Here is a 17,312-nt window from a genome sequence, read left to right as displayed (position 1 = left end):
GGTGCTCACTCCTTGGTGTAGGGCTTGCCGATGGCCGCCGGGCCGCGGGAGGTGCCCACGAGCCCGGCCACGGCGAGGATCGTGACCACGTACGGGAGCATGGCCAGGAACTGGCTGGGCACGGGCGTGCCCAGGAAGGACAGGATCGACTGCAGGTTGGACGCGAAGCCGAACAGCAGGGACGCGAGCAGCGCCCCGACCGGGTTCCACCGGCCGAAGATCAGGGCGGCCAGCGCGATGTAGCCGGCGCCGGAGGTCATGTCGCGGGTGAACGCGGAGACGGAGACCAGCGTGTAGAAGGCCCCGCCGAGGCCGGCGACCATCCCGCCCAGCAGCACGTTGCGGAAGCGCAGGGCGTTGACCTTCACGCCGAGGGTGTCGGCGGCCTTGGGGTGCTCCCCCACGGAGCGGGTGCGCAGCCCCCAGCGCGTCCGGTGGAGCGCGAACCACACGAGCGCCACGGCCGCGTACATCAGGTAGCCGATCACGGACTGGTCGAAGACGATGGGCCCGATCAGGGGGATCTCCGAGAGCACGGGCACGGCGAAGCGCGGCAGCCGCGGCGGGGAGTTGAACACGCCCGGGTCCGACTCCAGCACCGTGGCGAAGAGGAAGCCGGTCAGCCCGGACACGAGCACGTTGAGCACCACGCCGACGATCACCTGGTTGACCCGGTAGGTGATCGAGAACAGGGCGAGCACGAACGAGACGAGCCCGGCGCCCAGCACGGCGGCGAGCAGGCCCACCCAGGCGCTGCCGGAGAGCGAGCCGGCCACCGCGGCGGAGAACGCCCCGAACAGCAGCTGGCCCTCGATCGCGATGTTGATCACGCCGGAGCGCTCGCACAGCAGGCCGCCCAGGGAGCCGAAGATCAGCGGGATGGCCAGGGCCACGGAGCCGGCCAGCAGCCCGGACAGGGACACGTCCGGGCTGCGGGCGCTGCCCACGACCCACACGAGGAAGCCGCTGACGAAGAAGAAGCCGAACAGCAGCACCGCCCACCGGGGCAGGTGCGCCCCGGTCCGGGCGCGCAGGACCGCGAGGACGGTCAGCCCGGTGAGCACGGCCACGGTGAGCCAACCCCACAGGACGCCGTGCACCACGAGGCCGGGCACGCGGAAGAGGTCGCCGGCCTCCGAGACGCGGAAGCTCACGGTGTTGTCCGGGGCGTTGAGCCCGAACAGCAGGAGGGCCACGAGGCTCAGCAGGCCGAGGACCACCGGAGTGCGCCGGCTCGGGACGCCCACGACCTCGCCGGACGCGGAGCTGGACGGCTCGGTCCCGGCCGGCGGGGGCGGGGTCGCCGTGGTCGTGCGGCTGGGAGCGCCGTCGGCCGTACCACCGGGAGCGCTGCCCGCGGCGGTGCTGCCGCCCGGACCGCCGGCTGCACCGCCGGACGACCGGGGCGCCTGTCCGGGGCGCGGTTCCGGATGCTGCGGGCTCATCCCCGGCCTCCTTCGGTGGGGGCAGTGGCGGCAGTGCTGCTGCCCCGGCCGCGGCGGGCGCGGGCCCGTCCGGTCCGCACCAGCGGCGGCAGGGCGATGAACAGGACGATCAGGGACTGCACGACCAGGACGATGTCGATGTTCGTGCCGGTCATCGACTGCATGGTGACGCCGCCGGCGCGGAACCCGCCGTAGAGCAGCCCGGCGAAGAACGTGCCCCACGGCCGCGACCGCCCCAGCAGGGCCACCGTGATCGCGTCGAAGCCGAAGGACGCGGCGACGCCCGTGGTCAGGGCACGCTCGGTGCCCGAGATCTGGGCCACGCCCGCGAGGCCCGCGAGCGCGCCCGCGAGGACCATGACGACGACGAAGCCGCGCGTGACGGAGATGCCGGCGGTCCGGGCCGCGCGCGGGTTGGCGCCCACGGCCCGCAGCTCGAAGCCGATCGTGGAGCGCTTGAGCAGCCACGCGACGAACACGGTGGCGAGGATCGCGAGCACGAACCCCCAGTGCAGCCGGAACTGCTCGCCCAGCAGCTTGGGGAACATCGCGGTCTCCGCGACCTGGGGGCTCACCGGGTTGGAGGAGCCCGGGCGCAGGAACGCCGGGCGGGTGAGGAGCCAGGCGACGAGGTTCAGCGCGATGTAGTTGAGCATGATCGTCAGGATCACCTCGTGGGCGCCGGTGCGGGCCTTGAGCACGCCGACGACCGCGCCCCACAGCGCGCCGCCGGCGGCCCCGGCGAGGACGACGGCGAGCAGGTGCACGCCCACCGGCAGCTGCCACGCGAAGCCGACCCAGGCCGCGAGGGCCGCGCCGATGAGCAGCTGCCCCTGGGCGCCGATGTTGAACAGCCCGGCCTGGAAGGCCACGGCCACGCCGAGACCGGCCAGGACCAGCGGCGTGGCCACGGTCAGGGTCTCCGCGAGGGGGTAGACGCGCTGCGCGAGCGTGGCGCCGTTCGGGTTGTAGACGGCGCCGTAGAACATCGCCTCGTAGGCGGCGGACGCCGCGGCCCACATGGCCGCGAGGGTGTCCGCGGGGCGGGCGAAGAAGTAGCTCGCGGCGTCGGCGACCCGGTCGTCGGTCAGGGCGATGAGCAGCCCGCCCAGGACCAGGGCGGCGACGATCGCGAGCACGGACTGCAGCGCGGAGCCCGTCCACGCGCGCCGGGAGGCACCGGGCGCGACGGTCGTGGGCGGGGGTGCCTCCCGCTGGTCGGCGGCCGCGGGGGCCGTGCCGGTGGCGCTCATGCCTGCTCCTCCGTCCGCGGCGCGGCGGTCCGCCGGGGGCCGGCCGCGAGGAGCTCCTCGGCGGTGGCCCCGGCCATCATCTGCCCCAGGACGTCGCGCGGGGTGTCGGGGCCCACGATCCCCATGAGACGGCCGTGGAAGAACACGGCGATCCGGTCGGCCAGCGCGTACACCTCGTCGAGCTCGGTCGAGACGATGAGGACGGGCACGCCCTTGTCCCGCTCGGCGACGATCTGCTCGTGGATGAACTCGACCGACCCGACGTCCACCCCGCGGGTGGGCTGGGAGGCGAGGAACAGCTCGAGGGGCCGGGAGAGCTCCCGGGCGAGCACGACCTTCTGCTGGTTGCCGCCGGACAGGGTCTGCACGGGGGCGTCCACGGAGGGGGTGCGGACGTCGAACTGCTCGACGGCACGGCGGGCGTTGGCCCTGACCTCGCCCAGCCGCAGGGACGGGCCGCGGGAGAAGCGGTCGTCGCCGTAGAGGTCCAGCACGAGGTTCTCGGCGACGGTGAACGAGCCGACGAGCCCGTCCGTGGAGCGGTCCTCCGGGACGAAGCCCACGCCCGCGTCGAGGACCTGGCGCACCGACCTCCCGAGCAGCTCCGTGCCGCCCAGCCGGATCGAGCCGGTGGCCCGCGGCCGCAGGCCGAGGATCGCCTCCGCCAGCTCCGTCTGGCCGTTGCCCTGCACGCCGGCCACCGCGAGGATCTCCCCGCGGGCCACGTCGAAGCTGACGTCGTCGAGCAGCCGGACCCCGCTGTCCGCGAGCACGGTGAGCCCGGAGACCTCGAGGGCCCGTTCCCCCGGGTCGGCGTCGTCCTTGGCCACGGTCAGGGACACGTCCCGGCCCACCATGAGGGCCGCCAGCTCGGCGGTCGAGGCCTCGGGCGACGTCTGCCCCACCACCCGGCCGCGGCGGATCACCGTGATGACGTCGGAGATCGCCTTGACCTCCCGCAGCTTGTGCGAGATGAACAGGATGGACCTCCCGGAGCCGCGCAGCTGGCGCATGATCTCGAGCAGCTCGTCGGTCTCCCGCGGCGTGAGCACCGCCGTGGGCTCGTCGAGGATGAGCACCTGCGCGTCCCGGACGAGGGCCTTGATGATCTCGACGCGCTGCTGCACCCCCACGGGCAGGTCCTCGACCACGGCGTCCGGGTCCACGTGGAAGCCGTAGCGCTGCGAAATCTCCCGGACCCGGCGGCGGGTGGTCTCCAGGTCGAGGGTGCCGCCGCGGGTGCTCTCCGCGCCGAGGGCCACGTTCTCCGCGACGGTGAACACCGGCACCAGCATGAAGTGCTGGTGCACCATGCCGATCCCGGCGGCCATGGCGTCCCCGGGCCCCCGGAAGGACACCTCGGAGCCGTCCACGAGGATGCGCCCCCCGCTCGGCCGGTACAGGCCGTAGAGCACGTTCATCAGGGTGGACTTGCCGGCCCCGTTCTCGCCGAGGAGGCAGTGGATCTGCCCGGGCTCCACGACGAGGTCGACGTCCTCGTTGGCCGCGAAGGAGCCGAACCGCTTGGTGATGGACTGCAGTTCCAGCTTCATGGTGGGGTGGTCCTCCTCGTGGGCCGTCCGCCGGCCCCCGGGGCCGGCACGCCGCCGCCGGGCTGCGGCCGGGCGGCGGCGTGCGGTGGTCGGTGCGGCCCGGGCTCAGGCCTGCGGCGAGTTCTCGGACTCGACCGTGAGCGTGCCGTCGATGATGTCCTGCTTCAGCTGCTCGACCTCGGCCGCGAGCTCCTCGCCCACGGCCTCCTCCTGGTCGTGGTAGGGGGCGATGCCCACGCCGTCGTTGTCGAGGGTGCCGACGTAGGGCTCGTTGCTGAACTCGCCCTCCGCCGCGTTCTGCACGACGTCCTGCACGGACGTGCTCATCTGCTTGAGCACGGAGGTGAGCTGGTACTGCTTGCCCTTCTCGAGGGTCTCGTAGCCGTCGGCGTCGACCCACACGAAGCGCACCTCGTCGCGGTCGCCGCTGTTGGCCTCCACCACGGCGTCGATCGTGCCGAGGGCCGCCTGCCCGGCCACGGGCAGGACGATGTCCGCGCCCTCGTTGACGAAGTTCTGCGTGGTGGTCTTCGCGGCGGAGGTGTCCGTGAAGCTGTTCACGAAGGTGCCGTCCTGGGTGTCCTTGTTCCAGCCCAGCAGCCGGACGTCCTCGCCCTTGGTGTCGTTGTAGTGCTCGATGCCGTCGGCGAAGCCGTCCATGAACACCGTCACGGTGGGGATGTCCATGCCGCCGTAGGTCGCCACGGTCCCGGTGCCGGTGCTGCCCGCGGCCACGTAGCCGGCGAGGAACGCGGCCTCGGCCGTGTTGTAGACGAGCGGCTTCACGTTGGGCAGCTCGATCGAGGCGTCGTCGACGATCGCGAAGTCCGACTCGGGGTTGGCCTCGGCCACGGTCCGGGTGGCGTCGGCGAGGAGGAAGCCCACCGACACGGTCAGGTCGCACCCGGCCTGCACCATGGACGTCAGGTTGGGCTCGAAGTCGGTCTCGGCCTGGGACTCGGCCTGGTTGACCTCGATGCCCATGGACTCCTCGACGGCCTGCAGACCCTCGTAGGAGTTCTGGTTGAAGGAGCGGTCCTGGAACCCGCCGGAGTCGGAGACGATGCAGCCGGTGAAGTCGGTGGCCTGCTCCTGCGCCTCGCCGCCCTCCTCCGGGGCGGCGCCGCAGCCGGCGAGGACGAGGGCGGAGAGGCTCAGCAGCGCGGCGGCCGGGAGCGGGCGGTGTCCTCGGGGCGTCCGGGGCGAGAAGGTCATGGTTCCTCCAGGAGACGGGCGCGGCCGGGCCGTGAGCCCGGTCACGCGGGTGCGCGACGTGGTGCCACTCTACCCACGGGTAGGCACAGAGCGCCGGAGGCCGGCGTCAGTCCGACGCGACGTCCGGCCGGGCCTGCCGGGAGTGCAGCCGGATGGCGCGCAGGGCCGTGTTGGCCATGACCTGGATGCCGCAGCCGATCGCCGCCTCGTCCGCGACGTAGTCCGACTGGTGCAGGTCGTAGGTGTGCCCGCCCCGCGTGCGCGTGCCCAGCCGCATCATCGCCCCGGGGACCTCCTGGAGGAACCACGCGAAGTCCTCCCCGCCCATGGACTGGTGCACCAGCACCACCGCGTCCTCGCCGAGCTCGGCGCGGGCGGCGTTCTCGATCAGGGTCGTCTCGACCTCCCCGTTGACCACGGGCGGGACGCCGCGGATGTGCTCGAGCTCCACGTCCACGCCGTAGGGCGTGGCGACCTGGTGCACGACCTCGTCGAGCAGCTTGCCCGCCCGGTGCCACGCGTCGGCGTCGAGGCAGCGCATGGTCCCGGACATGAAGCCGGTGGCGGGGATGGCGTTGGGGGCCACGCCGGCGTGCATCTGCCCCCACACCACGGCCACGCCGGAGCGGACGTCGATCCGCCGGGACAGCACGGCCGGGACGTTCACGGCGATCTGCGCCATCGCGTAGACGAGGTCCTGCGTGAGGTGCGGGCGCGAGGTGTGCCCGCCGCGGCCCGTGAACTCGATGCGCACGGTGTCGGAGGCGGACGTGATCGCGCCGATCCGGGTGCCCACCCGGCCCACGTCGACCTTGGGCTCGCAGTGCAGGGCGAACATCCGGGGCACGCCCTCGAGGACGCCCTGGCGCAGCACGGTGAGGGCGCCGCCGGGCAGCTGCTCCTCGGCGGGCTGGAAGACGATCCGCACGGTCCCGGCGATGTGGGCGGTGCGGTGCAGGTCCGCGAGCACCTTGGCCACGCCGACCATCACCGTGGCGTGGAGGTCGTGCCCGCACGAGTGCGCCACGCCGTCGTTGACGGAGGAGTACTCCAGGCCGGTGCCCTCCTGGATGGGCAGCGCGTCGATGTCCGCCCGCAGGCCCACGGCGATCGGCCCGTGCCCGATGTCCACGTAGCACCCGGTGTCCGAGAGCCGCACCGGGGCGAGGCCCATGTTCTCCAGCGCGCCCACGATCCGGTCCGTGGTCCGGAACTCCTGGTAGGACAGCTCGGGGTGCCGGTGCAGGTCCCGCCGGAAGGCGATCAGGTCCGGCAGGTACCGCTTGAGCAGGGGGCCGATGGCGGGCGGGAGGCCCGCCTCCAGGGCCGCGGAGGAGGATGGCGCGTCAGACATCTGCCCAGACTACTCCCGGGCGCGCACGGCCCGGGACGATCACAGGACGTCCGTGTTGCCGCTCTGCTTGAGCGAGGCCACCGCGTCCTTGACGCGCTGCGCGTGCTCGCGCGTGGTCACCAGCAGGGCGTCCTGGGTGTCGACCACCACGATGTCCTCGACCCCGATCAGCGCGATCAGCCGGCCCGTGTCCGAGACCACGATGCCGCTCGAGCTGTCCGAGAGCACGCGGCTGTTGTCGCCGAGGACCGTGACGTCGGGGTCGGTCTCGGGGTCGACGTGGTTGAGCCGCCGGATCGCGGCGAAGTCCCCGACGTCGTCCCAGGTGAAGCTCGCCGGGACCATGGCGACGTCCCCGGCGGCCGCCGCGGGCTCGGCCACGGCGTAGTCGATCGCGATCTTGGGCAGCCCGGGCCACACCCGGTCCACCACCTCGTCCTGGGCCGGCGTGCCCCAGGCCTCGGCGATCTCGGTGAGCCCCGCGTGCAGCTCCGGCTGGCTGGCCGCGAGGTGGCGCAGCATCAGGGACGCGGGCGCCACGAACATCCCGGCGTTCCACGTGTAGTTGCCGCCGGCCACGTAGTGCCGGGCGGTGTCCTCGTCGGGCTTCTCGACGAACTCCTCGACCTGCAGGGCGTGCGGGGCGTCCGCCAGCCCGAGCTGGGCGCCGGCCCGGATGTAGCCGAAGCCGGTGGCCGGGGAGCTCGGCGGGATGCCGATCGTCACGATCCGCCCCGAGGCCGCCGCGGCCACGGCCTCCCGCACGACGTCCTGGAAGGCCTCGGCGGGCTCGATCACGTGGTCGGCCGCGAAGGACCCCACGATCGCCTCGGGGTCGCGGCGCTGGACGAGCATGCAGGCCAGGCCGATGGCCGCCGCCGAGTCCTTCGGGGACGGCTCGAGCACGAGGTCCTCGCCGGAGAGCTCCGGGAGCTGCCGGCAGACCGCGGCGGCGTGCGTGCGCCCGGTCACGACCATGACCCGGCCGCCGCCCAGGCCCGCGAGCCGGTCGTACGTGGCCCGCAGCAGGGAGGAGCCGGAGCCGGTCAGGTCGAGCAGGAACTTGGGGGCGTCGGCCCGGGACAGGGGCCACAGCCGGGAGCCGACCCCTCCGGCAGGGATGAAGGGGTGGAAGTGCGCGAGTGGGGAGGTCACGGACAACACCATACGACCTCGCCCCCGGGAGCCACGGAAATCGACGTCCGCCCGCGGCGGGAACCGCGCTCCGGCGCGGGACAGGCTGTCAGTAAACGGCGTCCGTGCTGGTATCGTGGGAGGGAACTCGCGCATCATCCGACACAGAGCCGGAGGGCTCCGCTCACGTCGTGCGCAGTGCGAATTCCCGAACATTTCTAGAGCGCACGACGGCGAGCGACTCAGGGAGGTTTTTCAGTGGCGAAGACATCCAAGGGCACCCTGTACCGGGGCCAGGCTCATGGCCAGTGGTCCTGGGTGGCCCATCGCATCACCGGCGTGGCCATCTTCTTCTTTCTTCTGGTCCACGTCCTGGACACCGCGCTCGTGCGGGTCTCGCCCGAGGCCTACAACGCGGTCATGGCGACCTACAAGAACCCGGTCATGGGCCTCGGCGAGGCCGGCCTCGTGGCGGCCATCGTCTACCACGCGTTCAACGGCCTGCGCATCATCATGGTGGACTTCTGGTCCAGCGGCACCAAGTACCAGAAGCAGATGCTCTGGGGCGTCCTGCTCCTGTGGGTCCTCGTCATGGTCCCGTTCCTCATCCGTCACCTGTCCCACGTCTTCGGGGGTTAATTCACAATGAGCACTCCGCTCAAGGCACGCATCTCGGTCCCCCGGAGCAAGGACCTCGAGGTCAACGGCGTCAAGTACAACCGCTCCTCCTCCCGCCGCAACAACTTCGAGATGTACGCGTGGCTGTTCATGCGCCTGTCCGGCGTGGTCCTGCTCGTGCTCGTCTTCGTCCACCTGTGGGTCAACCTCGTGGGCCCGGAGGGCGGCGTGAACGCGGTGGACTTCGCGTTCGTGGCCGGCAAGTGGGCCAGCCCGTTCTGGCAGGTCTTCGACATGCTCCTGCTGTGGCTCGCCATGCTGCACGGCACCAACGGCCTGCGCGTGATCATCGACGACTACGCGGAGAGGGACCGGACCCGCTTCTGGCTGAAGGTCTTCCTCTTCACCACGTCCGCCTTCGTGATCCTGCTGGGCACCCTGGTCATCTTCACCTTCGAGCCCTGCCCGGCCGGCGCGGACCCCGCGCTGCTCGCGAGCTTCTGCGCGGCGGGCTGAGAGCCCTGCCGGAGGCGGCCCGCCCCCCGCGGCGGGCCGCCTCCGCCGTCCGGTCACAGGCGACCGGACCCCAGCACATCCGACGGAACACCCAACAGAAAGAACTACCGGTATGCAGGTTCACAAGTACGACGTGGTCATCATCGGCGCCGGTGGTGCCGGTATGCGCGCCGCCATCGAGGCCGGTCAGCGCTCCCGCACTGCCGTACTGACCAAGCTGTACCCCACGCGTTCCCACACCGGCGCGGCGCAGGGCGGCATGTGCGCGGCCCTCGCCAACGTCGAGGAGGACAACTGGGAGTGGCACACGTTCGACACCATCAAGGGCGGTGACTACCTGGTCGACCAGGACGCCGCCGAGGTGATGGCGAAGGAGGCCATCGACGCCGTCCTCGACCTCGAGAAGATGGGCCTGCCGTTCAACCGCACCCCCGAGGGCAAGATCGACCAGCGCCGCTTCGGCGGCCACACCCGGGACCACGGCAAGGCCCCCGTGCGCCGCGCCTGCTACGCCGCGGACCGCACCGGGCACATGATCCTCCAGACGCTGTACCAGAACTGCATCAAGCACAACGTGGAGTTCTTCAACGAGTACTACGTCCTGGACCTGATCATGACCGAGGTGGACGGTCAGCGCCGCGTCGCCGGCGTCGTCTCCTACGACCTCGCCTCCGGGGAGCTGCACGTCTTCCAGGCCAAGTCCGTGGTCTTCGCCTCCGGCGGCGCCGGCAAGGTCTTCAAGACGACCTCCAACGCCCACACCCTCACCGGCGACGGCATGGCGATCGCGTTCCGCAACGGCCTGCCCCTGGAGGACATGGAGTTCATCCAGTTCCACCCGACCGGCCTGGCCGGGCTGGGCATCCTCGTCTCCGAGGCGGCCCGCGGCGAGGGCGGGATCCTGCGCAACGCGGACGGCGAGCGGTTCATGGAGCGCTACGCCCCCACCATCAAGGACCTCGCCCCCCGCGACATCGTGGCCCGCTCGATGGCCAACGAGGTGCGCGAGGGCCGCGGCGCCGGGCCGAACAAGGACTACGTCCTGCTCGACCTCACCCACCTCGAGCCGGCGCACATCGACGCGAAGCTGCCCGACATCACGGAGTTCGCCCGCACGTACCTGGGCGTGGAGCCCTACACCGAGCCCGTCCCGGTCTTCCCGACCTGCCACTACGCCATGGGCGGCATCCCGACCAACATCAAGGCCGAGGTGCTCCAGGACAACGAGACGGTGGTCCCGGGCCTGTACGCCGCGGGCGAGGTCGCCTGCGTGTCCGTGCACGGCTCCAACCGCCTGGGCACCAACTCGCTGCTGGACATCAACGTGTTCGGCAAGCGCGCCGGCATCTACGCGGCCGAGTACGCGCAGCAGGCCGAGTTCGTGCCCGTCCCGGACACCGCCCTGGACAGCACCGTGGCGCTGCTCGACAACGCGCGCAGCGGCACCGGCACCGAGAAGGTCGCCGCGATCCGCAAGGACCTGCAGGACACCATGGACCTCAACGTCCAGGTGTTCCGCACCGAGGAGACCCTGCAGGCGGCGCTGGACGACATCGCCGCCCTCGAGGCCCGGTACGCGAACATCTCCATCCAGGACAAGGGCAAGCGCTTCAACCTGGACCTGCTGGAGGCCGTGGAGCTCGGCTTCCTCCTCCAGCTCGCGAAGGTCATGACCGTGGCCGCCCTGCACCGCACCGAGTCCCGCGGCGGGCACTTCCGGGAGGACTTCCCGGAGCGCGACGACGCCAACTTCATGAAGCACTCGATGGTCTACCTCGACCCCTCCTCCCCCACCGCGGGGATCCGGCAGGAGACGAAGCCCGTCATCTTCACCCGCTACGAGCCCATGGAGCGTAAGTACTGATGTCTACCGCACACACTCCCGACCGCCCCGAGGACGGCCGCGACGACGACCCGCAGGACCGCGCTCCCGAGCACGGCCACGACCCGGGGCACGACCAGGACGACCGCGCCGGCTACAAGACCGACGCGGACGCCGGGTCCGTCGACGAGCGCGACGACGCCGACGCCCCGGCCGTGGACCCCGCCGCCGAGAACGCCGAGGGCGAGGCGCCCGCCGCGCGCGTGGAGCTGCCCGAGGAGCAGCAGGGCGAGCAGGAGATCCCCACCTTCGACCTCACCCTGCAGATCCGCCGCTACAACCCGGAGCTCTCCGACGAGGTGCACTGGGACGAGTTCAAGCTCACCATGTACGGCACCGACCGCGTGCTGGACGCCCTGCACAAGGTCAAGTGGGAGATCGACGGCTCGCTGTCCTTCCGCCGCTCCTGCGCCCACGGCGTGTGCGGCTCGGACGCCATGCGCATCAACGGCCAGAACCGCCTCGCCTGCAAGGTGCTGCTCAAGGACCTCGACCTGTCCAAGCCCGTCACGGTGGAGCCCATCAAGGGCCTGCCGTGCGAGAAGGACCTGATCGTGGACATGGAGCCGTTCTTCCAGTCCTACCGCGAGATCATGCCGTTCCTGGTGGCCGGCGGCAACGAGCCGACCATGGAGCGCTACCAGTCCCAGGAGGACCGGGCGCGCTTCGACGACACCACCAAGTGCATCCTGTGCGCCGCGTGCACGTCGTCCTGCCCCGTGTTCTGGACCGACGGCCAGTACTTCGGGCCGGCGGCGATCGTCAACGCGCACCGGTTCATCTTCGACTCCCGCGACGACGCCGGGGACCTGCGCCTGGAGATCCTCAACGACAAGGAGGGCGTGTGGCGGTGCCGCACGACCTTCAACTGCACCGAGGCGTGCCCGCGCGGCATCCAGGTCACCAAGGCCATCGCCGAGGTCAAGAACGCCATCCTGAGCCGCTCCATGTGAGCGTGCCCCGAGGCCGCGGCGGCCCGTCCCCTGCACGGCAGGGGGCGGGCCGCCGTCGTGCGGGCGGATGCCGGCCCGGACGCCGGCTCAGCGGCGGACCGGCAGGGCGGCTTCAGCGGCGGACCGGCAGGGCGGCCACGGGCACCACGGTGACGGCCACGGCCTCGCCGTCGGGCTGCACCCGCCCGCCGCGCTGGTCCGCGTGCACGATCGCCCCGATGGCCGCGGAGAACAGCAGGATCTGGTTGAACAGGTAGAACCACAGCAGCACGCCGACCACGAGGGCGACCGAGAGCAGGTACGGGTTGGTGGTGGCCCCGGCCACGATCGCCCCCCCGATGTAGCGCAGCGCGAAGTTGCCGGCCGCCGCGGCGAGCACGGTCACGAACAGGGCGCGGCGGGTCATCCGCAGCCCGGCGACGCCCCGCACGAGCTCGAGGGCGAACAGCGCGTCGAGCACGACGACGAGCAGCGTGCTCAGCGTCCAGGTCAGCCCGGTGCGCAGCCACTCGGGTCCGCGGCCCCAGCCGAGCTCCCCGGTGATGTCGAGCAGGAAGCCCAGGAAGCCCGAGGCCGCGCCGTTGGCCACGACCGACAGCGCGAGCAGCACGCCCAGCACCAGCAGGCCCAGCAGGTCCCTCGGCACGGCCGCGATGGGCAGGCCCTGCGCCGGGGGCACCTCGAAGAGCCGTCGGAACGCGAGCCGCACCCCCGAGACCCAGCGCCAGCCGGCGAAGAACAGGACCGCGCCGCCGATCACCGTGGCGAGGGTGAAGGGCCGCGTGTCCTCGAGCAGCTCCAGGGGGACCACTCCCCCGTCCCCGGTGTCGAGCAGACCGGGCACCCGCTCGGTCACGGCCGCCACCACGGCGTCCCGCACGAGGGGGTCGTTGCCGAGGAACACGCCGATCACGGAGAAGCCCATCACCAGCAGGGCCGTGGAGGCGAAGATCAGCACGAAGGACAGGCCCGCCGCCATGAGCGGGCCGCCGTGGAAGAGGTAGTGCAGCACCACGCGGACCGGCATCCGCCGGTACACCGCGGTGAGCGCCGCCCCGAGCGCCGCGCCGGCCACGGCGCGGGCGCCGGCGCCGGCGGCCCGCTGCTCGCGCAGCAGCGCCCGCTGGCGCAGGGCCTCGCGCCGCATGCCGTGCCGGTCGATCGCGCGGGGCGGCAGCTCCGGGACGGGAGCGGTGCGGGGACCGGCGCGGGTGCTCATGGCCGGGGCGGCTCAGCGCCGGTCGCGGTCGCGGCCCCGGAAGGGGAACTCCTCGCGGATCTGCCAGACGCCGAGGCCGTCGAGCTCGTAGAGGCCGATGCGGTCCACGAGGAACCCGGCGCGGTAGGTCCGCAGCATGTCCTGCGCACGGTCGAGGTCCTCCTCCTCCACGGCCTGGGCGATCGTGACGTGCGGGTGGAACTCGAAGGGGGAGGCCGAGACGAGCTGCTCCTCGTGCAGGGCCTCGTGCAGCGCCCGGCACTGCTCCTCGCCCTCCTGGATGCGCAGGTAGACCACCGGGCTCACGGGACGGAACGTGCCCGTGCCGTTGATCTCCACCCGGAACGGCTCCCACTCCCGGGCCACGGAGCCCACCCGCTCCACGACCTCGTCCCAGCTCTCCGCCTGCGGGGCGATCATGAGGGTGATGTGTGCCGGCACCGCGTAGGAGGCCGGGTCCCCGAAGGACGCGCGCCAGTCCTGCAGCTCCCGGCCCACGGGCTCGGGCAGCTCGATCACCACGCCCGCGTACACCTGGCCGGGGCGGATGGTGGGGGACTGCTGCGTACGGGTCAACTCAACTCCTCACAGGACGGGACCCAGCCTAGCCCAGCCCCCCGGACCCGCCCAGGCGCGGCAGGAAGCCCATCCGGTCGTAGACCCCCGCCAGCGTCCGCACGGTGATCTCCCGGCCCTTCTCGGCGCCCCGGGCGAGGAGGCGGTCCAGCTCCGCGGGATCGTCGAGCAGCTCGTGGGCGCGGGCCTGGATGGGCTCCAGGGTCTCGGTGACCACCTCGGCCAGGCCGACCTTGAGGTGGCCGTACAGCTTCCCCTCGTACTCCCCCACGACGTCGTCCACGGCCCGGCCGGTGAGCGCCGAGTAGATGGTGAGCAGGTTCGCGATGCCGGGCTTGGCCTCCCGGTCGAAGCGGATCTCGGTGCCGTCGTCGGTGACCGCGGACCTGATCTTCTTCGCGTTCTTCTTGGCCGGGTCCAGCAGCCGGATCAGCCCGTTCTCCGACGCGGCGGACTTGGACATCTTCGCGGTGGGGTGCTGCAGGTCGTAGATCTTGGCGGACTCGGCCAGGATCTTCGGGTCCGGGACCACGAACGTGTCCCCGAACCGGGCGTTGAACCGCTGGGCGAGGTTGCGGGTCAGCTCGAGGTGCTGGCGCTGGTCCTCGCCCACGGGGACCTGGTGGGCCTGGTAGATCAGGATGTCCGCGGCCATGAGCACCGGGTAGGCGAACAGGCCCACCGTGGCGTTCTCGGCGCCCTGTTTGGCGGACTTGTCCTTGAACTGGGTCATCCGGGACGCCTCGCCGAAGCCCGTGATGCAGTTGAGCGCCCACGCCAGCTGCGCGTGCTCGGGCACGTGGGACTGCACCAGCAGGGTGGAGCGCTCGGGGTCGATGCCCGCGGCGATGTACTGGGCCGCCGTGACGCGGGTGCGCTGGGCCAGGGTGGCCGGGTCCTGCTCGGCGGTGACGGCGTGCAGGTCGGCCACGAAGAACACGCACTCGTTCTCGTCCTGCAGGTCCACCCAGTTGCGCACCGCGCCCACGTAGTTGCCCAGGTGCAGGGAGTCCGCCGAGGGCTGCACCCCCGAGACGACACGGGGCTTGCCGGAGGCGGTGGGGACGTCGAACGGGGCGGGCTCAGGGGTCACGGTGCGGGGTCCTTCGATCGGGCGTGCGCGGGTGGCGCGGAACGGGAACGGGGTCAGAACTGGTAGTCGACCACCACGGGCGCGTGGTCGGAGAAGCGGGTGTCGTAGCTGGGGGCACGGTCCACCACGGCGGTCACGGCCCGGGCCGCGAGCCCCGGGGTGGCCATGTGGTAGTCGATCCGCCACCCGGCGTCGGTGTCGAAGGCCTTGCCGCGGTAGGACCACCAGGTGTACGGCCCGGGCACGGGTCCGGCCAGCTCCCGGGCGACGTCCCGGTACCCCTGCTCGCCGAGGAAGCGGTCGAAGTAGGCGCGCTCCTCGGGCAGGAAGCCGGCGTTCTTGACGTTGCCCTTCCAGTTCTTGATGTCGAGCTCGGTGTGGCCCACGTTGAGGTCGCCGACGACGAGCACGTGGTCGCTGCCCCGGGCGAGCTCCGGCAGCCGCTCGGTCATGGCGTCGAGGAAGCGGTACTTGTCGTCCTGGCGGGGGGTGCCGACCTCCCCGGAGTGGACGTAGGCCGAGACCACGGTCAGGGTGCTGCCGTCGGCCAGGGCGTGGTCGGTCTCGACCCACCGGCCCGAGGTCTCGAAGTGCTCGGGGCCGATGGAGCCGCGCCGTGCGACCGGCAGCAGCGACCCGCCGTGCGCGTCGCGGCGGGTGGCCACGGCCACCCCGGCCCGGCCCTTGTCGGCCGCCTCGGCGTGGTGGACGTCCCAGGTTTGCTCGTCGAGCAGCTCCCGGACGATCCGGTCGGGGGCGCGGACCTCCTGCAGGCAGAGGATGTCGACGTCGCGGCCGCTCAGCCAGTCGGCCATGCCGCGCTTGTAGGCGGCGCGGATGCCGTTGACGTTGACCGTGGCGACGCGCAGGAGGTTCTCGGGGCGGGACATGCGGGGGCACCTGGCTTCCGGGTGGTGACGAGCGGGGGGGTAGTGCTGCGGGGCGGGCGGCGGTCAGTCGACCACGGTGCCGCTGAGGGGTTCCTGGCGCAGCATGCTCATCCCGTTGCCGGCCGTGATGTCGATCGTGTCGAGGGCGCGGTCCAGGGCCTCGCGCTCGGGGCCCTCGACCGGCAGCGCGGCGAGCTCCTGCTTGATCACCTTGGACTGCACCAGGACGATCTGGAAGCTGTGCGAGAGCTTCTCGTCCCGCATCGAGTCCGCGGCACCGGAGCGGGTGGCGGCGGGGGCACGGCCGGAGCCGCTGCGCAGCTGCTCCCGGGCCTCGTCCACCTGCCGGCGGCCGAACCGGGCGGCCCTGCGGACCATGAGCACCACCCAGGTGGCGAGCATCAGCCAGCCGAGGGCGATGCCGGCCAGCGTCCAGCCCAGCCACGAGTTCGCGTTCGCGGCCTGCAGCAGGGCGACCACGAAGATGACCACGAGCACGGCCAGGCCGAGCGCCGTGCCCCACCGGGCGGCACGGCCGCCGGGCTCGGCGGCCGGGGAGGAGGACGGGGTCGGAGATCCGAGGGAGCGCATGGTCCCATTGTCGCAAATCCCGGCCCGGGCCACGAACCGGCGCGGGCGCCCGCTCCCCGGGAACGGCCGCGCCCCGGGAACGGCCGCGCCCCGGGAGCGGCGGCTCCCGGGGCGCGGCGCGGTGGTCGGTGCTCAGCGGAGGCCGGCGTGCCGCTCCGCGGTCTCCACGACGTTGAGCAGCAGCATGGCCCGGGTCATGGGCCCGACCCCGCCGGGGTTCGGCGAGATCCAGGAGGCCTTCTGCTCGGCGGCCGGGTCGATGTCCCCGGTGAGCTTCTTCTTCCCGGTCTCGGGGTCCTCCACCCGGGAGACCCCGACGTCGAGGAGCACCACGCCGTCCTTGAGGCGGTCGGCCGTGATCATGTGCGGGCGGCCGGCGGCGGCCACGACGACGTCGGCCTGCGCCAGCAGCTCGTCGAGGTTCTGCGTGCCGGTGTGGGCGAGCGTGACCGTGGCGTTGATCTCCTTGCGGGTGAGCAGCAGCCCGATCGGCCGTCCGACCGTCACGCCGCGGCCCACGACGAGCACGTGCCGGCCCGCGAGCTCGACGCCGTTGCGGCGCAGGAGCTCGATCACCCCGTTCGGCGTGCACGGCAGCGGGGAGGCCATCGGCTCGGAGACGTTGAGCACCAGGCGGCCGAGGTTCGTGGGGTGCAGCCCGTCGGCGTCCTTGTCCGGGTCCACGCGCTCGAGGATCGCGTTCGTGTCGATGTGCTCCGGCAGCGGCAGCTGGACGATGTAGCCGGTGCACGCGGGGTCCGCGTTGAGCTCGTCGAGGACGCGCTCGAGCTCCTCCTGGGAGACGTCCGCGGGGAGGTTGCGGCGGATCGAGGAGATGCCGACCTCGGCGCAGTCCTGGTGCTTGCCGCCCACGTAGGAGTGCGAGGCGGGGTCGTCGCCCACCAGCACCGTGCCGAGGCCGGGGGTGACCCCCCGCTCCGCGAGCGCGGCGACGCGCTCGGCGAGCTCGGCCTTGATCGCGGCGGAGGCCGCCCGTCCGTCGAGGACTCGCGCGCCCAC

The 17,312-nt window shown here is 72.2% G+C and carries 16 protein-coding genes; 4 read left to right on the top strand and 12 right to left on the bottom strand.

Annotated features, from left to right (window positions below; translation table 11 throughout):
* Positions 1-5: 5 nt before the first annotated feature.
* The 6 genes from RCG67_RS10915 to RCG67_RS10890 all read right to left on the bottom strand — a co-directional run bounded on the left by RCG67_RS10915 (position 6) and on the right by RCG67_RS10890 (position 7,987).
* On the bottom strand, positions 6-1,445 hold the full coding sequence (locus RCG67_RS10915) for an ABC transporter permease (protein WP_368826189.1): 1,440 nt from the start codon (positions 1,443-1,445) through the stop codon (positions 6-8).
* Complete coding sequence (locus tag RCG67_RS10910; RefSeq protein WP_368826187.1) at positions 1,442-2,698, bottom strand: ABC transporter permease; 1,257 nt, start codon at positions 2,696-2,698, stop codon at positions 1,442-1,444. The genes RCG67_RS10915 and RCG67_RS10910 overlap by 4 nt, the downstream gene beginning before the upstream one ends.
* Positions 2,695-4,251, bottom strand: a complete 1,557-nt coding sequence (locus RCG67_RS10905) for an ABC transporter ATP-binding protein (RefSeq protein WP_368826186.1) — start codon at positions 4,249-4,251, stop codon at positions 2,695-2,697. The genes RCG67_RS10910 and RCG67_RS10905 overlap by 4 nt, the downstream gene beginning before the upstream one ends.
* A gap of 105 nt (positions 4,252-4,356) precedes the next feature.
* Positions 4,357-5,466: a BMP family lipoprotein gene (locus RCG67_RS10900; RefSeq protein ID WP_368826184.1), complete on the bottom strand. Its 1,110-nt coding sequence runs from the start codon at positions 5,464-5,466 to the stop codon at positions 4,357-4,359.
* A gap of 106 nt (positions 5,467-5,572) precedes the next feature.
* Positions 5,573-6,820, bottom strand: coding sequence for an amidohydrolase (locus RCG67_RS10895; protein WP_368826183.1), 1,248 nt, complete (start codon positions 6,818-6,820; stop codon positions 5,573-5,575).
* Between the two features lie 39 nt (positions 6,821-6,859).
* On the bottom strand, positions 6,860-7,987 hold the full coding sequence (locus RCG67_RS10890) for a mannose-1-phosphate guanylyltransferase (protein ID WP_058874359.1): 1,128 nt from the start codon (positions 7,985-7,987) through the stop codon (positions 6,860-6,862).
* 225 nt (positions 7,988-8,212) lie between these two features.
* On the opposite strand from RCG67_RS10890, the gene sdhC reads away from it, so the two are divergent.
* From sdhC to RCG67_RS10870, 4 genes are all read left to right on the top strand, one after another.
* Positions 8,213-8,593: a succinate dehydrogenase, cytochrome b556 subunit gene (sdhC, locus tag RCG67_RS10885; RefSeq protein ID WP_368826181.1), complete on the top strand. Its 381-nt coding sequence runs from the start codon at positions 8,213-8,215 to the stop codon at positions 8,591-8,593.
* Positions 8,594-8,599: 6 nt separating this feature from the next.
* Entirely contained in the window at positions 8,600-9,088 is a 489-nt protein-coding gene (locus tag RCG67_RS10880; protein WP_368826180.1) for a succinate dehydrogenase hydrophobic membrane anchor subunit, read from the top strand.
* A gap of 112 nt (positions 9,089-9,200) precedes the next feature.
* Positions 9,201-10,952 (top strand): succinate dehydrogenase flavoprotein subunit, encoded by a 1,752-nt coding sequence (sdhA, locus tag RCG67_RS10875; protein WP_368826178.1) that lies wholly within the window; start codon positions 9,201-9,203, stop codon positions 10,950-10,952.
* Complete coding sequence (locus RCG67_RS10870; protein WP_368826177.1) at positions 10,952-11,923, top strand: succinate dehydrogenase iron-sulfur subunit; 972 nt, start codon at positions 10,952-10,954, stop codon at positions 11,921-11,923. Before sdhA ends, RCG67_RS10870 begins: the two co-directional genes overlap by 1 nt.
* A gap of 112 nt (positions 11,924-12,035) precedes the next feature.
* Here RCG67_RS10870 and RCG67_RS10865 read toward each other — a convergent pair whose 3' ends face one another.
* The 6 genes from RCG67_RS10865 to RCG67_RS10840 form a co-directional block, all read right to left on the bottom strand.
* A complete protein-coding gene (locus tag RCG67_RS10865; RefSeq protein WP_368826175.1) occupies positions 12,036-13,142 on the bottom strand; it encodes a YihY/virulence factor BrkB family protein in 1,107 nt (368 codons plus the stop codon).
* A 12-nt stretch (positions 13,143-13,154) separates the two neighbouring features.
* Entirely contained in the window at positions 13,155-13,718 is a 564-nt protein-coding gene (locus RCG67_RS10860; RefSeq protein ID WP_368826174.1) for a 2'-5' RNA ligase family protein, read from the bottom strand.
* A 28-nt stretch (positions 13,719-13,746) separates the two neighbouring features.
* Entirely contained in the window at positions 13,747-14,811 is a 1,065-nt protein-coding gene (gene trpS, locus RCG67_RS10855) for a tryptophan--tRNA ligase (protein ID WP_368826173.1), read from the bottom strand.
* Positions 14,812-14,864: 53 nt separating this feature from the next.
* Positions 14,865-15,701, bottom strand: a complete 837-nt coding sequence (locus tag RCG67_RS10850) for an exodeoxyribonuclease III (RefSeq protein ID WP_368826172.1) — start codon at positions 15,699-15,701, stop codon at positions 14,865-14,867.
* Between the two features lie 63 nt (positions 15,702-15,764).
* Entirely contained in the window at positions 15,765-16,292 is a 528-nt protein-coding gene (locus RCG67_RS10845) for a hypothetical protein (RefSeq protein ID WP_058874351.1), read from the bottom strand.
* Between the two features lie 132 nt (positions 16,293-16,424).
* On the bottom strand, positions 16,425-17,312 hold the full coding sequence (locus RCG67_RS10840) for a bifunctional methylenetetrahydrofolate dehydrogenase/methenyltetrahydrofolate cyclohydrolase (protein WP_368826171.1): 888 nt from the start codon (positions 17,310-17,312) through the stop codon (positions 16,425-16,427).

Source organism: Kocuria cellulosilytica, from assembly GCF_040981245.1.
In the GTDB taxonomy this organism is placed as follows: domain Bacteria; phylum Actinomycetota; class Actinomycetes; order Actinomycetales; family Micrococcaceae; genus Kocuria; species Kocuria cellulosilytica.
This window is presented reverse-complemented; position numbering and strand designations above follow the sequence as displayed.